The sequence below is a fragment of the Arthrobacter crystallopoietes genome (assembly GCF_002849715.1).
Classification (GTDB): Bacteria; Actinomycetota; Actinomycetes; order Actinomycetales; family Micrococcaceae; genus Crystallibacter; species Crystallibacter crystallopoietes.
Genome location: NZ_CP018865.1, coordinates 176,748 through 196,327 on the forward strand (window position 1 = coordinate 176,748; position 19,580 = coordinate 196,327).

Sequence of the window (19,580 nt, forward strand, 5' to 3'; positions counted from 1 at the left end):
GTTAAAATTCCCGCACGACACATTAATTTCCCAAAAACCCTTGCATCCCCCTGTGTGCATCCGTATACAGTAGCGGAATGAGAATCCCTCAGACCAAATTGCTTCGACTCGGTGCAGCCGGTCGCGCGTTCAGTTGGCCGGGCATCGTCATGGCACTGGCGATCTGGGAGTTCGCTCCGCGGTTAAACCTGGTGCCCTCCGGCTACGTTCCGCCGGCCTCGAGCGTCCTGGCGGATTTTGCCTCGATTCTGAAGACCAATGCCTTTTGGGACGACGTCGGATCAACGATGCTGGCCTGGGCTGTAGGTATGTGGATCGCGGTGATCGCCGCTGTAGCAGCCGGCATGCTCATCGGCAGCAATAAGTATGCCTATCGGGCCACCCGGTTCCTGATCGAGTTCCTACGTCCCATACCTGCCGTGGCCCTGATCCCGTTGGCGGTGCTGATCTTTGGCATCACGACCGAGATGAAAGTGTTTCTGGTCGTATTCGCGACCTTCTGGCCCATTTTGTTCCAAGCCGTATACGGCGTCCGCGAGACCGATGCGGTCGCCCGCGATACTGCCCGGTCATTCGGCTTCAGCCGCGCGGAAATTTTCTGGCATGTCACCCTCCCAAGCGCGGCACCCTCGATTGCTACCGGGATACGGCTTGCCTCCGCACTGGCAATTGTGATTGCCGTCACCGCAGAACTGATCTCGGGTGGCCCGGGGCTGGGTACGGCGATCCTTGCCGCACAGAGCGCAGGCTCGAATGTGCGTATGTACGCACTCATCTTCGCGGCCGGCCTGCTCAGCTACATCGTAGGCACACTGATCGTCGTCATCGAGCGCCGGCTCCTGCGCTGGCATCCGAGCCACAGAAAGGCAGTCGCATGAACGGACGCAAATTCGGCCTGGTCGGTCTAGAAATAGCAACCACCGTCGCCGTAGTCATCGCATGGTTCGTGCTGTCGGCCGGCTCGACCTCTCTGTTTTTCCCTCCCCTTACAGCCATCCTGGAGAGGTTCGGTGAAGTGTGGATCGGACCGGGCTTTACCGATCACGTTCTGCCAAGCCTCGGCCGGATGTTCGCCGGATATGCGATAGCAGCCGTGGTCGGCATAAGCGTCGGACTAGCGATCGGGATGTCGTCCTGGGTCCGCCGGCTTCTGGGACCAGGCATCGACTTCCTGCGCGCACTGCCCGCAGTGGTCCTGGTGCCGTTCGGCCTCATCGTTTTCGGGGTCGGGGCACCAATGCAGATCTTCGTCATCGCCCTTGGCTGTTCTTTCCCCATCATTCTCAACGCCGCCGCAGGTGCCGCGTCGGTAGAGCCACTCCTGCACGACGTGACGCGCAGCTTCCGCTTCTCGACAGCTGAGCGGCTCTTCCGGGTCGTGCTTCCTGCGGCCGGCCCCAGCATCTTCGCAGGCCTGCGCGCCAGCCTCGCGCTGGCGCTCATCCTCATGGTGGTGGCTGAAATGGTGGGAAGCACCAACGGGATCGGCTACTCGATCCTGGAGTCACAACGGATGTTTGTGATGGCCGACATGTGGGCCGGGCTGCTAATGCTCGGCATCGTCGGCTACACCGTCAACCTGATCTTCCTCGGTGTCGAGCGCTTTGCGCTGCAATGGCACCACGGCCTGAAAGCGAGCACACGGGACGCATGACACTCATTCACGAAACGACCCCGCAGAATACCTCCACCATGATCATCGATGTCAAGAACTTGCAGAAGCGTTACGGACAGGGACCAGGTTCCCACCTTGCAGTAAGCGATGTCAGCTTCAACGCGGCAGAGGGAGAGTTTGTCTGCATCGTTGGGCCATCCGGCTGCGGCAAGACCACTCTGCTGCGTTGCCTCTCGGGCCTGATGCCGCCTACGGGGGGCGTAGTCAAGCTCCACGGCCAGGCCATCTCGGGTCCGCCGCGGCAGATGGGCCTGGTATTCCAGGAATACAACCGGTCTCTGTTCCCTTGGACCTCGGTACGCCGGAACGTCGAACTGCCTGTGCGCAAACTGCTCGGCAAGGCGGAACGCACCGTTGCTGTCCAGGAGGCGCTGGCTGCCGTCGGGCTGCAGGGCCACGAGGACAAGTACCCGTGGCAGCTCTCGGGCGGAATGCAGCAGCGCGTGGCAATCGCCCGTGCCATCGCCTACCGACCCGAAATCCTGCTCATGGACGAGCCGTTCGCTTCCGTCGATGCACAGACCCGGATCGAACTGGAAGACCTGCTGCTCGACCTCAAGGCCAAGTACGGGATCACGATCGTCTTCGTGACCCATGACATCGACGAAGCCGTGTATCTGGCCGACCGGATTGTAGTCCTCAGCTCGCCGCCGTGCGTCGTCCGCGAGCAGCTCAACGTCCCGCTGCCACGGCCACGAAGCCAGACAGAAACGAAGGCGCTCCCGGCCTACAGCGAGTTGCGCAACCACGTCTATAACCAGATCGTCGGCACCCACTAGCATCGCCGCCCGCGACCGCCCAACCTCACACGGCCAGAAAGGTAACACACAATGAATCACCGACTCGCCATAACCGCCACCTTGGCAGCGGCTGCATTGCTCGTCACCGGGTGCGGCGGATCGGCGTCTTCCGACAACGCCGACGGCTCTGCTGCGACCGAGATTACCGTCGGTACGCTCCCGATCGTCACCAACACGGTCCTGGCTCTGGGCGTTGAAAAGGGATTTTTCACGGAAGAAGGCCTCGATGTGGAACTGGCAAGCGCCCAAGGTGGCGCCGCCTTGGTGCCGGCGGTGGTCAGCGGGCAGTATGACTTCGCCTTCTCCAATAACGTGTCGTTGATGACAGCGCGGGCCCAGGGACTTCCGGTCAAAATTGTGGCTGCGGCCAGCAGTGCCGGTGAGAATCCCGCTCCCCCGGACGAAGCAATTGTGGTCGGCCCCGGTAATGACGCCGAATCGCTTGCAGACCTCGACGGCAGCACCGTTGCAGTCAACGGCCTCAAGAACATGGTCGAAGTAGCCGACCGGGTGGCCCTGGAAAAGGCCGGGGTCGACCTGAAAACCGTCGACTTCATCGAAGTGGGATTCCCGGACATGCCTGCAGCGCTCAGGAGCGGACGCATCGACGTCGCCCACGTTGCAGAACCGTTCCTCAGCCAGGCCGTCAAGGATGGTGCTCGCATTCTCTCGGCCCCCTACCGGGAGGTCCTGCCCGACGTCTTCATGTCATCGTGGTTCACCAGCGACCAGTTCCTTGCCCAGGATCCCGATACGGTCGCCGCCTTCCAGCGGGCACTTGAGAAATCGCGGGCCTACGCGTCCGAGAATCCTGACGAGGTCCGCGACTATATCCCGGAGTTTTTGGGAATGGAGACCACGGTTGCCCAGGAGATCACGCTGGGCAACTGGCCAGCGGGCATGCCTGACGAGGAATCCCTCAAAGCATGGCATGAGGCATGCGTCAAATACGGAGTGTTCTCGGCGGATAAGCTCCCGGATCCGACCGAGATCCTGGCCGACTAATCCTGATCGCCGACCGAAATTCCTGCGAAAGGAACTTCCCATGCAAGTGCTAAGACCTACGAGCGTTACCGAAACCTTGACGCTGCTCAACGAATCGGATGACGGGACAAAAATAGTCGCCGGCGGCACCGCGCTCATGCTTATGCTGCGCAATGGCCTGATCTTTCCCACTGACCTCATTGCACTCGAGCGCATCGAGGGCCTGGACTATATTGAGACCGACGACACCACGATCCGCATCGGCGCCCTCACGACGCTGCGCACCATCGAGCGGTCGGAGGAACTGCAGTCCCTGCTACCGACGCTCACCCAGGCGCTCGACATGGTCGCCAACCACCGCGTGCGCAACCGGGCAACCATCGCCGGCAACGTGTGCGAGGCCGATTATGCTTCCGACCCTCCTGCCATTCTGTCCACGATTGGCTGCCAGGTACGCGTCCTGGGTCCCCGGGGCGAGCGGGTTATCGCGCTGACGGACCTGCTGGTGGACTATTACCAAACGAGCCTGGATCATAACGAGCTTGTTGTGGAAGTGATCATCCCCCGGCCGGACGCCCGTACCCGGACCAACTACCTCAAGTACGTCAGCCGGTCCTCCGAGGACAGACCCTGCGTCGGGGTCGCAGCTTCGCTCTCACTCGATGGCACCGGCCGGTGCCTGGGCGTGGATGTGCAGGTCGCCGGCGCGACGGCGACTCCTTTCAGCGTCCCGTCCGTCCTCCGGGAGTGCGTCGGCGCCGATTCCGGCGATGCGGCCTGGGACCATATCGCCCACTCCTACGCGGAGAGCATCGAACCCATTGACGACGCCCGCGGCTCTGCAGCGTACCGAAAACGTGTGACCGGAATACTGGTCGGCCGGGCGCTGCGGCAGATGAATGACGACTACGTGAACGGAGCGACGAAGCTGTGACTGACCACGCTGTGATCAACGAGTCCGGGGCCATCAGAGTTGCCCCGGGCTCCAGCATCGGCACCCCGACCGACATGTATGAAGCCCGTTCCCGAGTGGACGGAAGCATCAATTACGCGCTCAATGCCGAAGTTCCGGGCATGGTTCACGCCGCAATCCTGCACAGCACCGTGCCTCATGCCGAAATAATCTCCATCGACGTTGCCGCGGCCGAGCAACTCAAAGGCGTTGTCGCCGTCCTCACTGCGGCAGACTTCGATGCGCCCGGCGCCCCCAGACGCCACTTCGGACCCGTCATCAACGACCAGCCGGTGATCTGCGGCCGTAAGGTGCGCTTCACCGGTGACCCGGTGGCCGCAGTGGTCGCCGAGACGGTGGAGATCGCGCGGGAAGCCGTCGCACTGATCGAGGTGGAATACAACGAACTGCCCGTCGTTGCCTCCATCGACGACGCGCTCGACACCGATGCCGTGCATGTGCACGACCGGCCGCCGCGGCCACGGGAACGCAGCTATTCCGACATCAAGCTCCTGGGCCGGGAGGGCAACGTGTGCACGAAGTTCCAGGTGCGCAAGGGCGACGTCGACCGAGCGTTCGCAGAGGCGGACGTGGTCGTCGAAGACATCTATCACAGCCCCGCCGTCGAACACGTCACCATGGAACCCCACGTGGTCCTGGCCACCTTCGATCATGGGAAACTGGATGTCCTGACCAGCAGCCAGGCGCCGTTCGCCGTCCGCGACACGCTGTGTGAAATGTTTAGCCTGCCCGCCTCGAAAGTCCGGGTTACCGTACCTCCCATCGGGGGCGGTTACGGAGGCAAAACCTATGCCAAGTTCGAACCGATCACCGCGGCCCTGGCCTGGAAGTGCCGCAGGCCGGTGAAACTCGTGCTGACGCGGGAGGAAGAATTTTCCACTACGACCAAGCACGCCGCGCGAATCCACATGCGCTCGGCCGTGATGAACGACGGGACCATCATCGGCCGTGACGTCGTCGTATACTTCAACGGCGGAGCCTATGCCGACATCAGCCCCCGGCTGATCAAGAACGGCGGTTACAGCACGGCGGGGCCGTACAGGATCCCCAACGTCCGGATAGACTCCTACGCGCTCTACACCAACCAGGTCCCGGCAGGCGCCTACCGCGGATACGGTGTGTCCCAAGCCGCCTGGGCCTACGAGAGCCAAATGGACCAGATTGCGGCCGCCCTTGGCATGGACCCCGTCGAACTGCGGCACAAAAACCTACTGCGGGCCGGCGACGAATTTGCCACCGGCGAGGTCATGACCGAGGCGACCTACGGCGAGCTGCTCGACATGGCCGCCGACGCCGTCTCCTGGTCCGACGGGATCCGGGAAACCGGCTCCTCCGACCGGGTCCGGGCAAAAGGGCTGGCGGTGATCCTGAAATCGACCATCACCCCATCGACGACGCATGCAGCTGTACGGCTGGACGCGGATGGGTCCGTCCAAGTACTCACCTCGTCCATTGAGATGGGCCAGGGAGCACACACCGTGCTGGCCCAGTTCGCGGCTCAGGCCCTGGAGGTGGACATCAGCCACGTCAATGTGACCACCCCTGACACGGCCTATACCCCGTACGACCAAACAACCAGCTCCAGCCGGACGACCCGTGCCATGGGTGGCGCCGTCACCAAGGCGGCCCACGAAGTCCGCGACAAGCTCTTCGAACGCGCGGCGCCGCTGCTGGGCGTGACCGGAGACAAGCTGCGGCTGCACCAAGGAAGGGTCGAGGTCATTGACGTGCCGGAAACCAGCCTCAGCATCGAGGAGGTCTTCCAGGAAACGCGAGTAGGCAGCATTCTCGGTGAGGGCGAGGTGATCACTTCGGGTGGCCTGGATCCCGAGACAGGACAGGGGCTGGCCAGCGACCACTGGCACCAAGGAAGCGCCGCCGTGGAGCTCGAGGTCGATCTGGGCACCGGAAAGGTGTACCTCAACCATGTGTATGCCGCGGCGCACGCCGGGACGGTGATCAATCCCAAGCTGGCACGGCTGCAGATGCATGGCAGCGTCGTCTTCGGCATCGGTCATGCGCTGTATGAGGAGTTAATCTTCGAGGACGGCATGCTCACAAACCCCAACTTGTCCGACTACGCGATTACGACCATGGGAGACATGCCGCACACCCTTGAGATCGACCTGCTCGAGGACGAAGGCGCCTCAACCATTCACGGCCTTGGCGAGACGGTGCTGCCGCCGGTGATCGCAGCAATAGGCAACGCGGTCGCCAACGCCACCGGCCACCGCGTACGGCGGCTCCCCATCACGCCCGAACGAGTTATTGAAGCCATGGAGGCACGATGAATGAAATGAATGAGGAGATCTCGGTAACTTGTCGGATAAACGGGGAGGACGTAGCGTTGCACGGCGACCCCGCCGGTTCGACAGTATCGGTGCTGAGGGCACGCGGGCTGTTCGGAGTGAGGGAAACCTGCGGTTTGGGTGTCTGCGGCACCTGCACCGTGCTGCTCAATGGCGAACCGGTGAGCAGCTGCATCCTGCCGATGTATGCCCTGGATGGCGGTACGATCCGGACGGTGGAGGGTGCCGCATCCGGAGACACGCTCAGCGCACTCCAGCAGCAGTTCATCGAGTCCCAGGCCTTCCAGTGTTCGTTCTGCACGCCGGGATTCCTGGCCAGCGCCCAGGCCCTGCTCGACCAGACCGAGGGCGAACTGACACGCGAGCAGGTCGAGAGCGGGTTGCAGGGCCACCTGTGCCGTTGCGGCTCCTACGAAGCCATCAGTGAGGCAGTCCGCATCTGCAGCCGCAACCGCGGCTGCGCCGCGGACGCATCGACCGGGTGCCCGGCGTCCTGAACCGGCGAAGGGAAGCGCGATGACCTGGGCCCATGAACGGCCGTTTGCCCCGATCCATGACCGCCTGCCGTACGACGCCATCGTCGACCGCCCGGCCCCGCGGTGGCCGGGCGGTGCCCGACTGGCGGTCTGGGTCGTGCCGAACATCGAGCATTACGAGTACCTGCCCCCGGCCGGCGCGGTGGACCCCTACCCGCGCACGCCGCATCCGGATGTTCGAAAGTACACGTATCACGACTACGGCAACCGGGTCGGGTTCTGGCGAATGCTGGAGGTTCTCGACCGGTATGAGATCCCCTGCACGACATCCCTCAACGTTGCGGTCCTCGATCACTACCCGGCGATCGCCGAGGCCATGTCCGAGCGGGGTTGGGACCACATGAGCCACGGACTCTACAACACCCGTTATCTGACAGGAATGGGCGAGACCGCCGAGCGGTCCTTCCTGGAGGACTGCAATGCCGTGCTGCGCCGGCACACGGGCCGCAGCTTTTCCGGCATGCTGGGACCGAACATTACCGGCAATGCGTGGACGCCCGACCTGATGGCCGAGCTCGGCATGACCTTTCATGCCGATTGGGTGCATGACGAGCGGCCAGCCCCGCTCCTCACCCGGTCCGGCGGCCCGCTGGTCGCGCTGCCGTATACTTACGCGCTCAACGACGCGCCTCTGCTGATGCGGTCGCACGTCGAAGGGCCCGACTATGCCGGATACCTGACAGCCCAGTTCGACGAGCTCTACGAACGGGACGAGAACTGCGGACGGATGATGTGTCTGTCATTGCACCCCTTTACGATCGGTCAACCGCACCGCGCCGGCCACTTCGACCGTGTCCTGGCCCATCTGCGCGCACATGACGGCGTATGGATCGCAACGGCGTCGGACATCGTCGACCACTACCTCCGGACCTCCTACGCACACGACCTGCAACGTGCGACCGAGGCGGTATGTGCATGAACGCGCACGGACTCAACGTTGTCCGGCCGCCGCTGGCAGCCGAGCCTGGCTACGACCATGGCTGGTTCCCCTACACTCCGCTCCCAACCAGGCGCCTGAACCATTGGCCGAACGGTTCAGGGCTGGCGTTGAGCATCATCTTGGATGTACGTGCGGCGGAGTGGGAGGACCCTGCACCAGCCGTCGGAGTGCCAGGCGGCCGCGGACCCGCGCCCTACCCGGATTTTCCCCGCATGTCCCACCTTGAGTTCGGGCATCGTGTCGGGCTGTTCCGGCTGGCGTCCATCTGCGGAGAGGCCGGGATTCCGTGGGCTGCTGCCCTCGACGTCCTCACCGCCGAGCGCTATCCGCGGGTGCTCTCGCTGCTACAGGAACAGGCTGCCGAGATTCTGTCAGGCGGTTTGAGTTCCAGCAGGGCTATCAGCAGCCTGATGTCAGAGGCAGAGGAGAACGACTATATCGCCCAGACCCTCAACCGGCTCGAGCGTGTAACCGGCTCAAGGCCGCGCGGCTGGATGAGCCCGCAGGGATCACAGTCCTTCCGCACGCCCGGGCTGCTGGGGCGCAACGGTGTCGCCTACGTCGCCGACTGGGCCAATGACGAACAGCCGTACGCCGTTACGGGTGCAGGTGACCTGTGGAGCCTGCCGGTGTCCTGGGAGCTCAGCGACCTGTCCGCGATGTTCATGCGGGGCCTCGGACCAGGATCCTACACCGGCGCCGTCCTCGAAGCCGTCGACGTCCTAGCCGCAGAAAGCCAAAGCTTGCCCCGGATGCTGTGCCTGCACCTGCACCCCTGGCTGAGCGGAGAGCCCTTCCGGGCACGCGCCGTCCGCGGACTCCTGGTGCAGCTTGCGGCCCGGGACGACATCTGGTGGACAACCCCCTCGGCCATCGTCGAGCACGGCCGGAGCGGGGCGCAATGAGCAAGCTACCCCGCGTCGCGCTGCTCTCCACCGGCGGGACGATAGACGCGCTCGGGGCATCCCGCCTCGACCTGGCCTGGTACACGGAAACGAAGAACAGGCTGCCAGACGGAGCCCTCGTGGCCGCGCTGCCAGAACTTAAAACGGTTGCCGATGTCATCCAGGTACCCTTTGCGCGCATGCCAAGCTACGCATTGTCCACGGAGGACTGGTCGCTGCTCGCGACAACGGTCCAGCAACTCGCAGCCAGCGGCACGTTCGACGGCATTGTAGTCACCCACGGAACGAACACCCTCGAGGAAACCGCCTTTCTGCTGAGCCTAACGCTCAGCACCACCATCCCGATCGTACTGGTCGGAGCCATGCGCCCGGCGAACGGCCTGGGCAGCGACGGCATGATCAACCTGTTACAAGCAGTGCGTCTTGCCGCTTCGAAACCTGCCCGGGGGCAAGGGGTCCTGGTGCTGATCAACGACACAGTCTTCGCGGCCCGCGACGTCACCAAGTCCGCGACCTTCCGGGTTAACGCGTTCGCGGCACCCGGGCTCGGACCGCTGGGCCATGTGGATGCCGACGGCGAAATCCGGCTCACCCGCCGGCATGCCACCAACGCCGTCCCGGCCTTCGCCATCGAGGACATCGCCCGGATGCCCAGGGTTGACGTCGTTGTCTCATACGTCGGCGCCGACGGAGTCCTGATCAAGGCTGCGGTTGCCGCCGGGGCGCGCGCCATCGTCAGCGCCGGCACGGGCGCGGGACGTCCCACGCCTGCCGAGAGTGCCGCATTGAACGAAGCAGCGGCCGGAGGCGTCGTAGTATGCCAGGGCACCCGCGTGGCGTCCGGACGCGTCTCGCGCTCTCCTGCCATGAAAGCCGCAGGCCGGGTGGTTGCCCCCGCCATGGCTCCCTGGCAGGCGCGGATAGCCCTGGCCCTAGCGGTCCAACACACCACGGACAGCGAGGCGATCCAAATCACTCTGGACGCCCTCTGAATACATAGATATGCTGGTTAATACCGTTGTATACAAATTGTCAGGAGCGCTATGCAAATCGAAACAGAATTCACCATTGCCGCATCCCACGACCTGGTATGGGGCTACCTGCTGCGCACCGAGGAAGTCGTGGAGTGCATCCCGGGCGCCCAAATCGATGAGAAGATCTCGGACGACGAGTACCGGGGCCATGTCACCATCAAGCTGGGACCTCTCGCACTGAGCTTGGAAGGCATTGCCACGATCAACGAGCGCGACCACGAGCAGAAAGTGCTCGTCATCTCGGGCAAGGCCAAGGACCGTCGGGGCCGCGGCGCTACGGATGCCTCCGTCACGGCCCGGGTCCATCCGGCCTCCGAAGGCTCCACCCGGGTTTCCATCGTGTCCGACCTGCGCGTCAGCGGCAAGATCGCCCAGTTCGGGCGCGGCGTGATGAAGGATGTGTCGCAACGCCTTGCCGAGGAATTCGCCCGCAACCTTGAGGCACGCATATCCGCTGAATCCGCACCCGGCGGCCAACCAGGCGGCGATGCACCGGCAACAGCTGCCGCCCCCGCCCAAGCCATCGGCGGCATTGGTTTGATGGTCGGGGCGCTCACCCGCTCTGCCGGCCGCAGCGTATTCGGCCGTGACAAAAGCTGACCGCGACTTCAGGGGACCAAAGGACAGGACGACGATGATCAATCGAATGCTGACACGCCTTGACATGCCTCAGGCGCGTGAATATTACGACGCCGGCTACTGGCAGGACCAGACAATTTATGCCCGCGCGCGGGTTGCGGCATCCTGCAACCCCGACAAGGTGGCGGTGCTGGAACGCTCGCGCACCACCAGCTACCGTTGCCTGCTGGACGCTGCAGACCGGCTCGCCGGTCATCTCGCCGACGCCGGCCTGCAAAGCGGCGACCGCGTCGCCATCTGGCTGCCCAGCCGGGCCGAAGTGGCCGCAGCACTGCTGGCCTGCTCACGCAACGGATACATTGCCTGCCCGTCACTGCACCGCGACCACACTGTGGGAGACATTGTTGCGCTGGCCCAGCGGATGGGTGCCAAGGCCTTCATCGGTCAGCCCAACTACGGCGCCGACAGCGACCGCGCCGACATCTTCTCCCGCCTGAACGAGGTCGAAACCCTCCGGATGCACATTCGCCTTGAACCCGCCGGCTCAAACGGCACCCTTTTCCCTGATATTCCAGCGGACGCACCCGACGGCGCGCCCCACCACGATCCCGAAGCAATCGTCTATCTGGCTTTCACCTCCGGCACCACAGGCCGGCCCAAGGGCGTCATGCACTCCAGCAACACGCTGCTGGCACCGGTGCGCGCCCTGGCCCGTGACTGGAACCTCGACGACGACATGGTGATCTACTCCCTCTCACCCCTGAGCCACAACCTGGGGTTCGGCGCTATGCTGCTGGCCCTGACCGGGGGAGGCACATTGGTGGCTCACGATCTGGCGCGCGGGCAAAGCGTGGCCCGGCGCATCGCCGAGACCGGCGCCACGTTTGTCTTCGGCGTGCCGACCCATGCCATCGATCTGCTGACCGAGCTGGAACGCGGCGATGTCGTCTCACTGCCAAAGCTCAAGGGATTCCGGATTTCCGGCGCCGCTATCCCAACCGATGTCGCCGAACGCCTCATCGCCGTCGGAGTCGTCCCGCAAAGCGGCTACGGCATGACCGAAGCCGGCTCCCACCACTACACCCTCCCCGAGGACGACCCCGCCCTCATCGTCGCCAGCTCAGGACGGCCCTATCGCGGGCACGAAGCCCGGATAATCTCCGGCGACGACGCCTCGGTCGAACTCCCCGCGGGCACAGTCGGACAGATCGCCGGGCGGGGACCGAGCGTCATGCTCGGCTACTTTGACGATCAGCTCTCGACCGAGTCCGCGTTCACATCCGACGGCTGGTTCCTGACCGGCGATTTGGGTTGGGCCGACGAGCAGGGCAACATTCATATCACCGGACGCAAGAAAGACGTCATCATCCGGGGAGGACACAATATCTTCCCGGCCAAGATTGAAAACCTGGCCTCACGGTTTGAGGCGGTCGGCAGGGCCGCGGCCATCCCGATACCCGACAAGCGGCTCGGCGAACGTGTCTGCCTCGTGGTCACCCGCGCCGGGCAGTCCGATCCCGCCCCCGACGCCCTGTTGGAGTTTCTCGACCAGCAGGGATTATCCAAATACGACATGCCCGAATACCTGCAGATCGTCGAGTCCATTCCGCTCCTGCCCTCCGGCAAGCTCGACAAGCGCCGGCTGAGCGCGCAACTCGAAGCCGGCGAAATAACACCCAACCCGATCCGGTTCACGGCGGCAGCCCGGTGAGCGCCCGCATGCGCGCAGTCCAGATCCACTCATTCGGCGACCTCGACACGGCCGGTCTCGAATCGGTGGACGTGCCGCTCCCTGCTGAGAACGAGGTCGTGATAGACGTAGCCGCCGCGCCGGTCAACTACGTTGACCTCGTCACCATGCGCGGTGCCTACCAGTTCCGTCCGACCCTGCCCTACACCCCCGGCAAGGGCCCGGCCGGACATGTCAGCGCCGTCGGGGCCGATGTCCACCACCTCAAAGTCGGCGACAGAGTACTCGGCATGGCTGAATACGGCGGCTACGCCGAGAAATGCGTGGTCCGCGGCGACCAGGCCTACCTGCTGCCGGACGCTGTCGGTTTCCACGAGGCGGCCACAATGTCGCTCGCGTTCGACACGGCGTGGATGAGCCTGGTGGACCGCGGCCGACTAGCACCGGGCGATTCGGTGCTCGTGCTCGGCGCCACCGGCGCGGTAGGAGGAGCAGCGCTGCAGCTCGCCAAGGCACTCGGAGCCAGCACTGTACTGGCCGGAATTTCAAAACCCTCCCAGTTTGCGGAGCTGACACCGCTCGGTGCCGACGATTTCGTCGTACAGTCGGGACCGGACCTGCGCAACAGCCTCCGGGACCGTGTACTTGAGCTGACTTCCGGACGCGGTGTCGACGTTGTCATTGACGCCATCGGTGGCGACGCCTTCGACGGGGCAGTCCGGGCGGTGGCCTGGCGCGGCCGCCTCGTCATTGTGGGTTTCGCCGCGGGACGCATCCCGACGCTGAAAATGAACTACCCGATGCTCAAGAACATCGAAGTGTCGGGGATCCAGATCAGCGACTACCGCAAACGCGCGCCGGACATGATGGCAAAGTGTTTCCAAAGCATTTTCGATCTGTACTCGCAGGGACGCCTGACAGCGCCCGGCGCCAAGCTCTTCGCCCTTGAGGACTGGCGGGAAGCGCTCGAACTGCTGAACAGCCGATCCACGCGCTCCCGCCTCATTCTGACGCCCTGAACCCCGTCGGGATTTTTGCCATTAGTTAGATCGAGAAGATCAGTAGGAGGCGCAGCGTGCGCGACATTCTCCAAGACATCCTTCCGTGGTACCAGGCAGGAAAACCCTTCGCCCTAGCAACAGTGGTCCGCACGTGGCGCTCCTCCCCACGTCCCGTCGGCGCGTCCATGGCCGTCTCGGACACGGGTGAAGTCATTGGCAGTGTCTCGGGCGGGTGCGTGGAGGGCGCCGTGTACGAGGTTGCCCAAGATGTCCTCAAGACCGGCGCCCCCCAACTGGTCAGGTACGGCGTCTCGGATGACAGTGCCTTTGCCATAGGCCTCACCTGCGGAGGCACGCTGGAATTGTTTGTACAGCTGATCGACGCGGATACATTCCCTGAGTTCGAACACGTTGTCGAATCCGTCGCCCGGCGCCAGGCGATCGCCATCTGCACCGTGATTGAGGGGCCTCTGCCCCTCAGCCGACGGTTTCTGCTCACGCCCTCGGGCACGTACGGCAATCCCGATCTCGACCAGTCCGAGCAATCGTTGGCCGAAAAAGCGCGCCGGATGCTTCGGCACGGAACCGATGGCGTACTGCCACACAATGACCGGCAAGGGGGCGAGGTAGCTGTCTTTGTCGAATCCATGGCTCCTCCGCCGCGCATGATTGTATTCGGCGCTATTGATTTTGCAGCGGCTGTGGCCCGCATCGGCAAGTTCCTGGGCTATCACGTAACCGTCTGCGACGCCCGGCGGGTCTTCGCCACAAAGGAACGATTCCGGGAAGCCGACGAGGTGGTCGTCGCTTGGCCCCACAAATATCTTGCGGAGGTCGAAGTGGATGAAAGGACAGTCCTGTGCGTCCTGACCCATGATGCGAAATTCGATGTACCGCTCCTTCAGTTGGCCTTGCGCACGCCTGCAGGCTACATCGGCGCCATGGGAAGCCGACGCACCCATGACATCCGGCTCGCCCAACTGCGTGATAGCGGAACGACGGAAGAAGAGCTCAGCCGACTCCGTTCCCCGATTGGACTCGACCTGGGCGCCAGAACCCCCGAGGAGACGGCCATATCAATCGCGGCTGAGATCATATCCACTTTCCAAGGCGGCAGCGGCCTTCCACTGGCGAACACAACGGCACCGATCCACCACAAACCATTGGCGTCACACCCCAAGCCGCCCGTCGCTCCCAGCAGCGGGCCGCCCACCCGGGACTTCAATACACAGGAGCTAAATTCCTGCCCTCTATAGTCAATAAAAAATGCGGCGGTACACTCCGGTACCGCAAGTTTCATACGGCCGTCAGGGGACTGTCCGATAGACGGTGTGTGGGGTCCGGCGGTATTCATTAGTTGGAGGTTCTCTCGAACCGACCCGCGAAGGTGATCGCGAACGCGTTGAGCGCAGGCTTCCACCTCATCACCCAGCGTGCCCGGCCTCCGCCGGTAGGGTCAAGAGACCTGGTGACCAGGTAGAGGCATTTCAGAGCAGCGGCCTCGTTGGGGAAGTGCCCGCGCGCCCTCACCGCCCGCCGGTAGCGGGCATTGATCGACTCGATCGCGTTCGTCGTGCAGATCACCCGCCGGATCTCCACGTCGTACTCCAGGAACGGCACAAACTCCGCCCATGCGGATTCCCAGAGCTGCACGATGGCTGGATACCGTTGGCCCCACTCGGCTTTGAATTCGTCGAACCTGTCCTTCGCGGCCTGCTCACTGGGTGCGGTGTAGACCGGCTTGAGCGCCTTGACGATCCCGTCGCGGTGCTGCCGGCCGGCGTAGCGGAAGCTGTTGCGGATCAGGTGCACAATGCACTGCTGCACCACCGTTCGCTCCCAGGTGGTCGTGATCGCCTCCGGCAGCCCTTTGAGCCCGTCGCAGACGGCGATGAGCACGTCTTCCACACCCCGGTTCTTCAGCTCGGAGAAGACCTGCAGCCAGAACCGGGCGCCTTCGGCGCCGTCGCCGGCCCAGATGCCCAGGATTTCCCGCTCCCCATTGGTGGTCACGCCCATGACGACGTAGAACGGGGTGTTGCGTACCTGGCCGTCGCGGACCTTGACCACGATCGCATCGACGAAGATCACCGGGTAGATCGGATCCAGCGGGCGGGCGGACCACTCAGCCAGCTCACCGGCGACCTTCTCCGTAATCCGGCTGATGGTGTCCTTGGAGACCTTGGCCCCGTAAACCTCCTCGAAGTGCGCAGCGATCTCCCCGGTCGTCAAACCCCGGGCGCTCAGGGAGAGCACGATCTGATCGATTCCGTCCAAGCGCCGTTTCCGCTTGGGCACGATCACCGGCTCGAAGGATCCCTCACGGTCCCGCGGCACCTCGATCTCCACCGGCCCGATCTCGGTCAATACGGTCTTGGATCGGGTGCCATTGCGCATGTTGGCCGCGATCGGAGTCTCGCCGTGCTCGTGGCCGAGGTGCTCGGTCAGTTCCGCTTCCAGCGCAGTCTCGAGCACGTTTTTCGTGAGCTGGTTCAGCAGACCGCCGGGGCCCACCAGGCTCACGCCCTGTTCCTTGGCCTGCGCGAGCAACTGCTCGGCGAGCTCCTTCTGATCGATGATCTCTCCCGTCACGGGATCGATCATCGCCTCTGTCATCTCGGTCGTGAACTCTGACACGCCCGTCTCCTTTCGGATTAGGCCGGGCCATCACACACCGTTCTTCTTACAGTCCCGATCCAGGACGTTCTTTTGCAGCAGGGCGAAGAATGATTCCACGACGGCATTGTCGCCGCACGCACCGGCCCGTCCCATCGATCCGGTCAGCCCGCTGCTATTGAGTGCCCTGACGAACGCTGTGGAGCGGAACTGGACGGATTCAACCGGTCGTCAGACCCGCGGTCGGAATGCACCACAGTTCCCCATGGTGATCTCAAAGCGACTGCGTTGCGCAGCGCGGAGACGGCCAGCGAGGCCTTCATCCGTTCGCCGATGGAGTAGCCGACGATTCGGTTGGTAGACGTCCTTGATCGCGAAGAGATACAATTTGCCCTCGTCGGTTCGGTGTTCGGTGATGTCGGTCAGCCACAGCTCGTTCGGTACCGTGGCCGTGAAGTCCCGGTCCACGAGGTCCTCGTGGACCGGTGGGCCGGCCTTGCGGCTGAGACCGCGCTTCTTGGCGAAGACGGACCAGATCCGCTGGCTGCTGCACAGCCGCTGGACCCGGTTCTCGCCGGCGCTGATGCCCAGGCGGCTTTCTTCAGCCAGTTATGCAGGGTCGCTTCGAAGATCCCGAAGTCCTTGGCGATCTGCGCCAACGGCGCTTCATGCTTCCGGGCGACGGCAACAACATCGCGGCGGAACTCGGCGGGATAGGGCTTGGGCACAGGAACATCCTTCCTGCAAGAATGAATCCTCACAAGTCAGGAGCCAACTGAACCGGGGGCAGTCCCGTTGGACTCCTTTACGGACGGCCCAAAGCTTCAGCACAACAAGTCAGAAGACCTCAACCACCACAGTGATGCAGTCACTCACGCCTTTCAAATTCTAGGCCTCACCTGGAAAAGCGAATAGACCGCTCTCCCGCACTTTGCCTCCTAGCTTGACGGAAGGTACCTTGTCGGCGAAACAAACGCCTAATCAAAAGCGTGCTGCAGCAAGGAGCGCTTGCCAGCGGGCACGATGAGGGAGCGCCGCCGAGCGATGAACCTCCGGCATCCGCGCCCGCGACTGCGATTCCCGAGACGATAGCTTTATGTGGATCACAGAGATCCAGGTTACGAATTCACGCTTGAGTTCCAGACCGATCAGGAAAAGAAAACCGTCAGCAGCCCGTTCCTCTCAGAGTCACGGCTCCTAGTCGCCGGCGAAGTCCGGACGGTGAAGTAATCTGCGGACAATAGTGAACTCGCCAGAATCGGGCCGGCACGGCCGCGGGCTACTAGCAGGACGCGCCGGCGAGTTCCCCTGCGCCAGGATCTGGTTAATCCACAGCGGCTCGGCGTTGCTGCCGGACAGGGGATCCCGTTTCGGCAAGACTCTTCCCATTGATGTGTTGGTCCTTTCCGTTCCCGGGTGCGAGGGTGCAGGCGGGGCGGTGAGGTACGGCGTGTGCTTCCCCGTTGGTGAACGGGTGCCGAGGGCACCACGGCTGCTGTGATGCCGAGTCAAGCCGGGCGGGGTCCTGCTGCTGGGCGGTTGGACGGGGCGGCTTCGCCACCGCGGCTGTAAATGTGGGTGCCGCCTAGAAAGACCTCTTCGACGCTGATCCCGGTCAGGTTTTCGGGTGCGGTGCCCAGCGGGTCCTGGTCCAGGGCGATCAGGTCCGCATACTTACCCGGTTCCAGCGATCCGCGGGTGTGTTCCTCCCCGAGAGCGTAGGCGCCGCCGAGGGTGTGCATGCGCAGGGCCTCGTAAGTGGTCACACCTTGATCCGGGGTCAGGACCTGGTCGTGGAAGGTGCGCCGGGCGACTGTGCTGGCGATGCTTAGAAACGGGTTTGTCTGCCCGGCCTCCGATCCGACCCAGACATCGGAGCTGCCCGAGATCGTCCAGCCATCGTCGATCATGCGGCGGAAGGGGAACTGCCGATCCCGGGCGTAGGCGCCTACGTAGGCCGGGATGAACTCGCCGAAATTGTAGATGAAAACGGGCTGCGGAACCGGCACGATCCCGGCGTCGGCCCACGCCGCACTGAGCCGTTCGTAGTCCGGGACGAAGTTCCCGGCGTGTTCGATCCTGATCCGCGGTCCGTCCGGGTGTTCGTGCACCACCTGGGCCAGCGCTTCGCAGACTTCCAACTGGGCGCGGTCCCCATTGGCGTGTACGGCCAGCTGCAGCCCGGCGGCCTGGGTCCTTCGGGCCAGCTCCACAATCTGGTCCGCGGACAGTGCCAGTTCCCCGCAGTTGTGGCTGTCGCCCAGGGCATAGGGCCGGGACAGGGCGGCCCGGGCGGCCGAATAACCGCCGTCGGAAAACGCTTTGACGCCTTGGATCCTCAACAGCGTCTCCGGGGAACGGAAGCCGGTCCAGTCCCGGTGCGCGCACGCCTCGTCCAGGCTGACCGTGCCCGGGGTCCACAGGTAAACGTGCAGGCGAGCGGCCATCCGGCCTTCGGCGAGGGCGTCGTCAAAAGCCCGCAATCCCTCGCGGGACTCGGAAATTTCCCCGATCGTGGTCACACCATGGGCGGTGAACAGCTCGAAGATGCCTGCCTCGAGGGCCTCGCGGGACTCGGCGGCGGAGAGGGCAGGTAAGGGCAGCAGCTTGTCCATTTCTGAGACCACCCCGGTGGGCTGGCCGGCCGCGTCCCGCTGGACCGAGGGCTTTCCGGTGACGGAGTACTCCACGGCCTCGTACGAACCGTCGATCCCGGCCAATTCCAGGGCCCGGCTGTTCAGGATGCTCAGGTGTCCGCCAGCCCGGATGGCGATGGCGGTCTCCGTACTCACGCTATCCAGCTCGGCGCGGGTGGGAAAGCGCTTGTCTGCCAGTTTCTGGTCGAAGAACAAGTTTGCCTGCCCTACCAGCCAGCCGTTGCGGGCGTTGGACAGGTTCGACTGCAGCCGCTGCAACACCGCGGCGATGTCCGCACAGCCTGGAGCCCGGACATCGACCATCTGGTAGCTGGCCTTAGCTGCGACCTCCGCATGGGCATGTGGATCCACGAAACCGGGCATCAGCGTGCGCCCGGGCAGGTCGATGATGATGGTCTCCGGCCCGATCCAAGCCCCGGCGTCGGCTGCCGGGACGACTGCCTGGATCATGCCGCCGCTGATGCAGACCACGGCGGGACCGTCAGGCTCCCTGGTGGCGAGCGTGATCACGCGCCCGGCCCGGATAATGGTCTCGGCGGGGCCCTCGATGGCGGGCGTCATTCCTGTCGCTCCCGTGGCACGTTTAACACCATGGCTCCGGCTTGGGCGAAGTTCTCCAGGTCCTGCACCGAGGCCCTGCCCGCCACCGAGGCCAGGGAGTTATCCGCATCGGCCTTGGAAGCATAGCTCAGCCTCGCCACTAGATAATGGGCATCCGGTGCATCAGCGGCCACCTTGCCCCAGGTGAAATCCTGCAGCAGAGGCAGCTCCCGCACCAGCGGCACATGCGTGGAAATATAGTGGCGATCAAAGGCCTCCGGGTCCTTTGGCCGGTTGTAAAGAACGAAAATATCATGCATTGAAGGCGTTCCTTTCTAAAT

At 63.8% G+C, this 19,580-nt stretch carries 17 protein-coding genes and 1 pseudogene; 14 read left to right on the forward strand and 4 right to left on the reverse strand.

Annotation, left to right across the window (positions count from 1 at the left end):
* The first annotated feature begins 77 nt into the window (after positions 1–77).
* The 14 genes from AC20117_RS22880 to AC20117_RS22945 are packed head-to-tail and all read left to right on the forward strand — an operon-like array spanning position 78 to position 14,682.
* Positions 78–878, forward strand: a complete 801-nt coding sequence (locus tag AC20117_RS22880; protein WP_074703506.1) for an ABC transporter permease — start codon at positions 78–80, stop codon at positions 876–878.
* A complete protein-coding gene (locus tag AC20117_RS22885; RefSeq protein WP_074703507.1) occupies positions 875–1,654 on the forward strand; it encodes an ABC transporter permease in 780 nt (259 codons plus the stop codon). Before AC20117_RS22880 ends, AC20117_RS22885 begins: the two co-directional genes overlap by 4 nt.
* A complete protein-coding gene (locus AC20117_RS22890; protein WP_074703508.1) occupies positions 1,651–2,454 on the forward strand; it encodes an ABC transporter ATP-binding protein in 804 nt (267 codons plus the stop codon). Before AC20117_RS22885 ends, AC20117_RS22890 begins: the two co-directional genes overlap by 4 nt.
* A gap of 51 nt (positions 2,455–2,505) precedes the next feature.
* A complete protein-coding gene (locus AC20117_RS22895; protein WP_074703509.1) occupies positions 2,506–3,480 on the forward strand; it encodes an ABC transporter substrate-binding protein in 975 nt (324 codons plus the stop codon).
* A 40-nt stretch (positions 3,481–3,520) separates the two neighbouring features.
* Positions 3,521–4,393: an FAD binding domain-containing protein gene (locus tag AC20117_RS22900; RefSeq protein WP_074703510.1), complete on the forward strand. Its 873-nt coding sequence runs from the start codon at positions 3,521–3,523 to the stop codon at positions 4,391–4,393.
* On the forward strand, positions 4,390–6,723 hold the full coding sequence (locus tag AC20117_RS22905) for a xanthine dehydrogenase family protein molybdopterin-binding subunit (protein ID WP_074703511.1): 2,334 nt from the start codon (positions 4,390–4,392) through the stop codon (positions 6,721–6,723). Before AC20117_RS22900 ends, AC20117_RS22905 begins: the two co-directional genes overlap by 4 nt.
* Positions 6,720–7,238, forward strand: coding sequence for a (2Fe-2S)-binding protein (locus tag AC20117_RS22910; protein WP_074703512.1), 519 nt, complete (start codon positions 6,720–6,722; stop codon positions 7,236–7,238). Before AC20117_RS22905 ends, AC20117_RS22910 begins: the two co-directional genes overlap by 4 nt.
* A gap of 19 nt (positions 7,239–7,257) precedes the next feature.
* Positions 7,258–8,196, forward strand: coding sequence for a polysaccharide deacetylase family protein (locus AC20117_RS22915; protein WP_074703513.1), 939 nt, complete (start codon positions 7,258–7,260; stop codon positions 8,194–8,196).
* Positions 8,193–9,122, forward strand: coding sequence for a polysaccharide deacetylase family protein (locus tag AC20117_RS22920; protein ID WP_074703514.1), 930 nt, complete (start codon positions 8,193–8,195; stop codon positions 9,120–9,122). Before AC20117_RS22915 ends, AC20117_RS22920 begins: the two co-directional genes overlap by 4 nt.
* Positions 9,119–10,114, forward strand: coding sequence for an asparaginase (locus AC20117_RS22925; protein ID WP_074703515.1), 996 nt, complete (start codon positions 9,119–9,121; stop codon positions 10,112–10,114). Before AC20117_RS22920 ends, AC20117_RS22925 begins: the two co-directional genes overlap by 4 nt.
* 51 nt (positions 10,115–10,165) lie before the next feature.
* A complete protein-coding gene (locus AC20117_RS22930; RefSeq protein ID WP_074703516.1) occupies positions 10,166–10,756 on the forward strand; it encodes an SRPBCC family protein in 591 nt (196 codons plus the stop codon).
* A gap of 46 nt (positions 10,757–10,802) precedes the next feature.
* On the forward strand, positions 10,803–12,446 hold the full coding sequence (locus tag AC20117_RS22935; RefSeq protein WP_158300516.1) for a class I adenylate-forming enzyme family protein: 1,644 nt from the start codon (positions 10,803–10,805) through the stop codon (positions 12,444–12,446).
* Between the two features lie 8 nt (positions 12,447–12,454).
* Positions 12,455–13,444 (forward strand): NADPH:quinone oxidoreductase family protein, encoded by a 990-nt coding sequence (locus AC20117_RS22940; protein ID WP_074703652.1) that lies wholly within the window; start codon positions 12,455–12,457, stop codon positions 13,442–13,444.
* Positions 13,445–13,500: 56 nt separating this feature from the next.
* Positions 13,501–14,682, forward strand: coding sequence for an XdhC family protein (locus AC20117_RS22945; protein ID WP_074703518.1), 1,182 nt, complete (start codon positions 13,501–13,503; stop codon positions 14,680–14,682).
* A gap of 97 nt (positions 14,683–14,779) precedes the next feature.
* Here AC20117_RS22945 and AC20117_RS22950 read toward each other — a convergent pair whose 3' ends face one another.
* The 4 genes and pseudogenes from AC20117_RS22950 to AC20117_RS22965 all read right to left on the reverse strand — a co-directional run bounded on the left by AC20117_RS22950 (position 14,780) and on the right by AC20117_RS22965 (position 19,559).
* Positions 14,780–16,030, reverse strand: coding sequence for an IS256 family transposase (locus tag AC20117_RS22950; RefSeq protein ID WP_418202253.1), 1,251 nt, complete (start codon positions 16,028–16,030; stop codon positions 14,780–14,782).
* Between the two features lie 87 nt (positions 16,031–16,117).
* A pseudogene (locus AC20117_RS22955) lies at positions 16,118–16,630 on the reverse strand (DDE-type integrase/transposase/recombinase); the annotation flags it as partial.
* A 920-nt stretch (positions 16,631–17,550) separates the two neighbouring features.
* Positions 17,551–19,260: an amidohydrolase gene (locus AC20117_RS22960; protein WP_074703519.1), complete on the reverse strand. Its 1,710-nt coding sequence runs from the start codon at positions 19,258–19,260 to the stop codon at positions 17,551–17,553.
* Positions 19,257–19,559, reverse strand: coding sequence for an EthD family reductase (locus AC20117_RS22965; protein WP_074703520.1), 303 nt, complete (start codon positions 19,557–19,559; stop codon positions 19,257–19,259). Before AC20117_RS22965 ends, AC20117_RS22960 begins: the two co-directional genes overlap by 4 nt.
* Between the last annotated feature and the right edge of the window lie 21 nt (positions 19,560–19,580).

Excerpts from the sequence above, each read along its gene's own strand:
- AC20117_RS22960 (WP_074703519.1), bottom strand. The coding sequence starts at position 19,260 with ATGACGCCCGCCATCGAGGGCCCCGCCGAGACCATTATCCGGGCCGGG.
- AC20117_RS22885 (WP_074703507.1), top strand. The coding sequence starts at position 875 with ATGAACGGACGCAAATTCGGCCTGGTCGGTCTAGAAATAGCAACCACC.
- AC20117_RS22940 (WP_074703652.1), top strand. The coding sequence starts at position 12,455 with ATGCGCGCAGTCCAGATCCACTCATTCGGCGACCTCGACACGGCCGGT.
- AC20117_RS22910 (WP_074703512.1), top strand. The coding sequence starts at position 6,720 with ATGAATGAAATGAATGAGGAGATCTCGGTAACTTGTCGGATAAACGGG.
- AC20117_RS22925 (WP_074703515.1), top strand. The coding sequence starts at position 9,119 with ATGAGCAAGCTACCCCGCGTCGCGCTGCTCTCCACCGGCGGGACGATA.
- AC20117_RS22935 (WP_158300516.1), top strand. The coding sequence starts at position 10,803 with ATGCTGACACGCCTTGACATGCCTCAGGCGCGTGAATATTACGACGCC.
- AC20117_RS22900 (WP_074703510.1), top strand. The coding sequence starts at position 3,521 with ATGCAAGTGCTAAGACCTACGAGCGTTACCGAAACCTTGACGCTGCTC.
- AC20117_RS22880 (WP_074703506.1), top strand. The coding sequence starts at position 78 with ATGAGAATCCCTCAGACCAAATTGCTTCGACTCGGTGCAGCCGGTCGC.
- AC20117_RS22950 (WP_418202253.1), bottom strand. The coding sequence starts at position 16,030 with ATGATCGATCCCGTGACGGGAGAGATCATCGATCAGAAGGAGCTCGCC.
- AC20117_RS22920 (WP_074703514.1), top strand. The coding sequence starts at position 8,193 with ATGAACGCGCACGGACTCAACGTTGTCCGGCCGCCGCTGGCAGCCGAG.
- AC20117_RS22895 (WP_074703509.1), top strand. The coding sequence starts at position 2,506 with ATGAATCACCGACTCGCCATAACCGCCACCTTGGCAGCGGCTGCATTG.
- AC20117_RS22915 (WP_074703513.1), top strand. The coding sequence starts at position 7,258 with ATGACCTGGGCCCATGAACGGCCGTTTGCCCCGATCCATGACCGCCTG.
- AC20117_RS22965 (WP_074703520.1), bottom strand. The coding sequence starts at position 19,559 with ATGCATGATATTTTCGTTCTTTACAACCGGCCAAAGGACCCGGAGGCC.
- AC20117_RS22890 (WP_074703508.1), top strand. The coding sequence starts at position 1,651 with ATGACACTCATTCACGAAACGACCCCGCAGAATACCTCCACCATGATC.
- AC20117_RS22930 (WP_074703516.1), top strand. The coding sequence starts at position 10,166 with ATGCAAATCGAAACAGAATTCACCATTGCCGCATCCCACGACCTGGTA.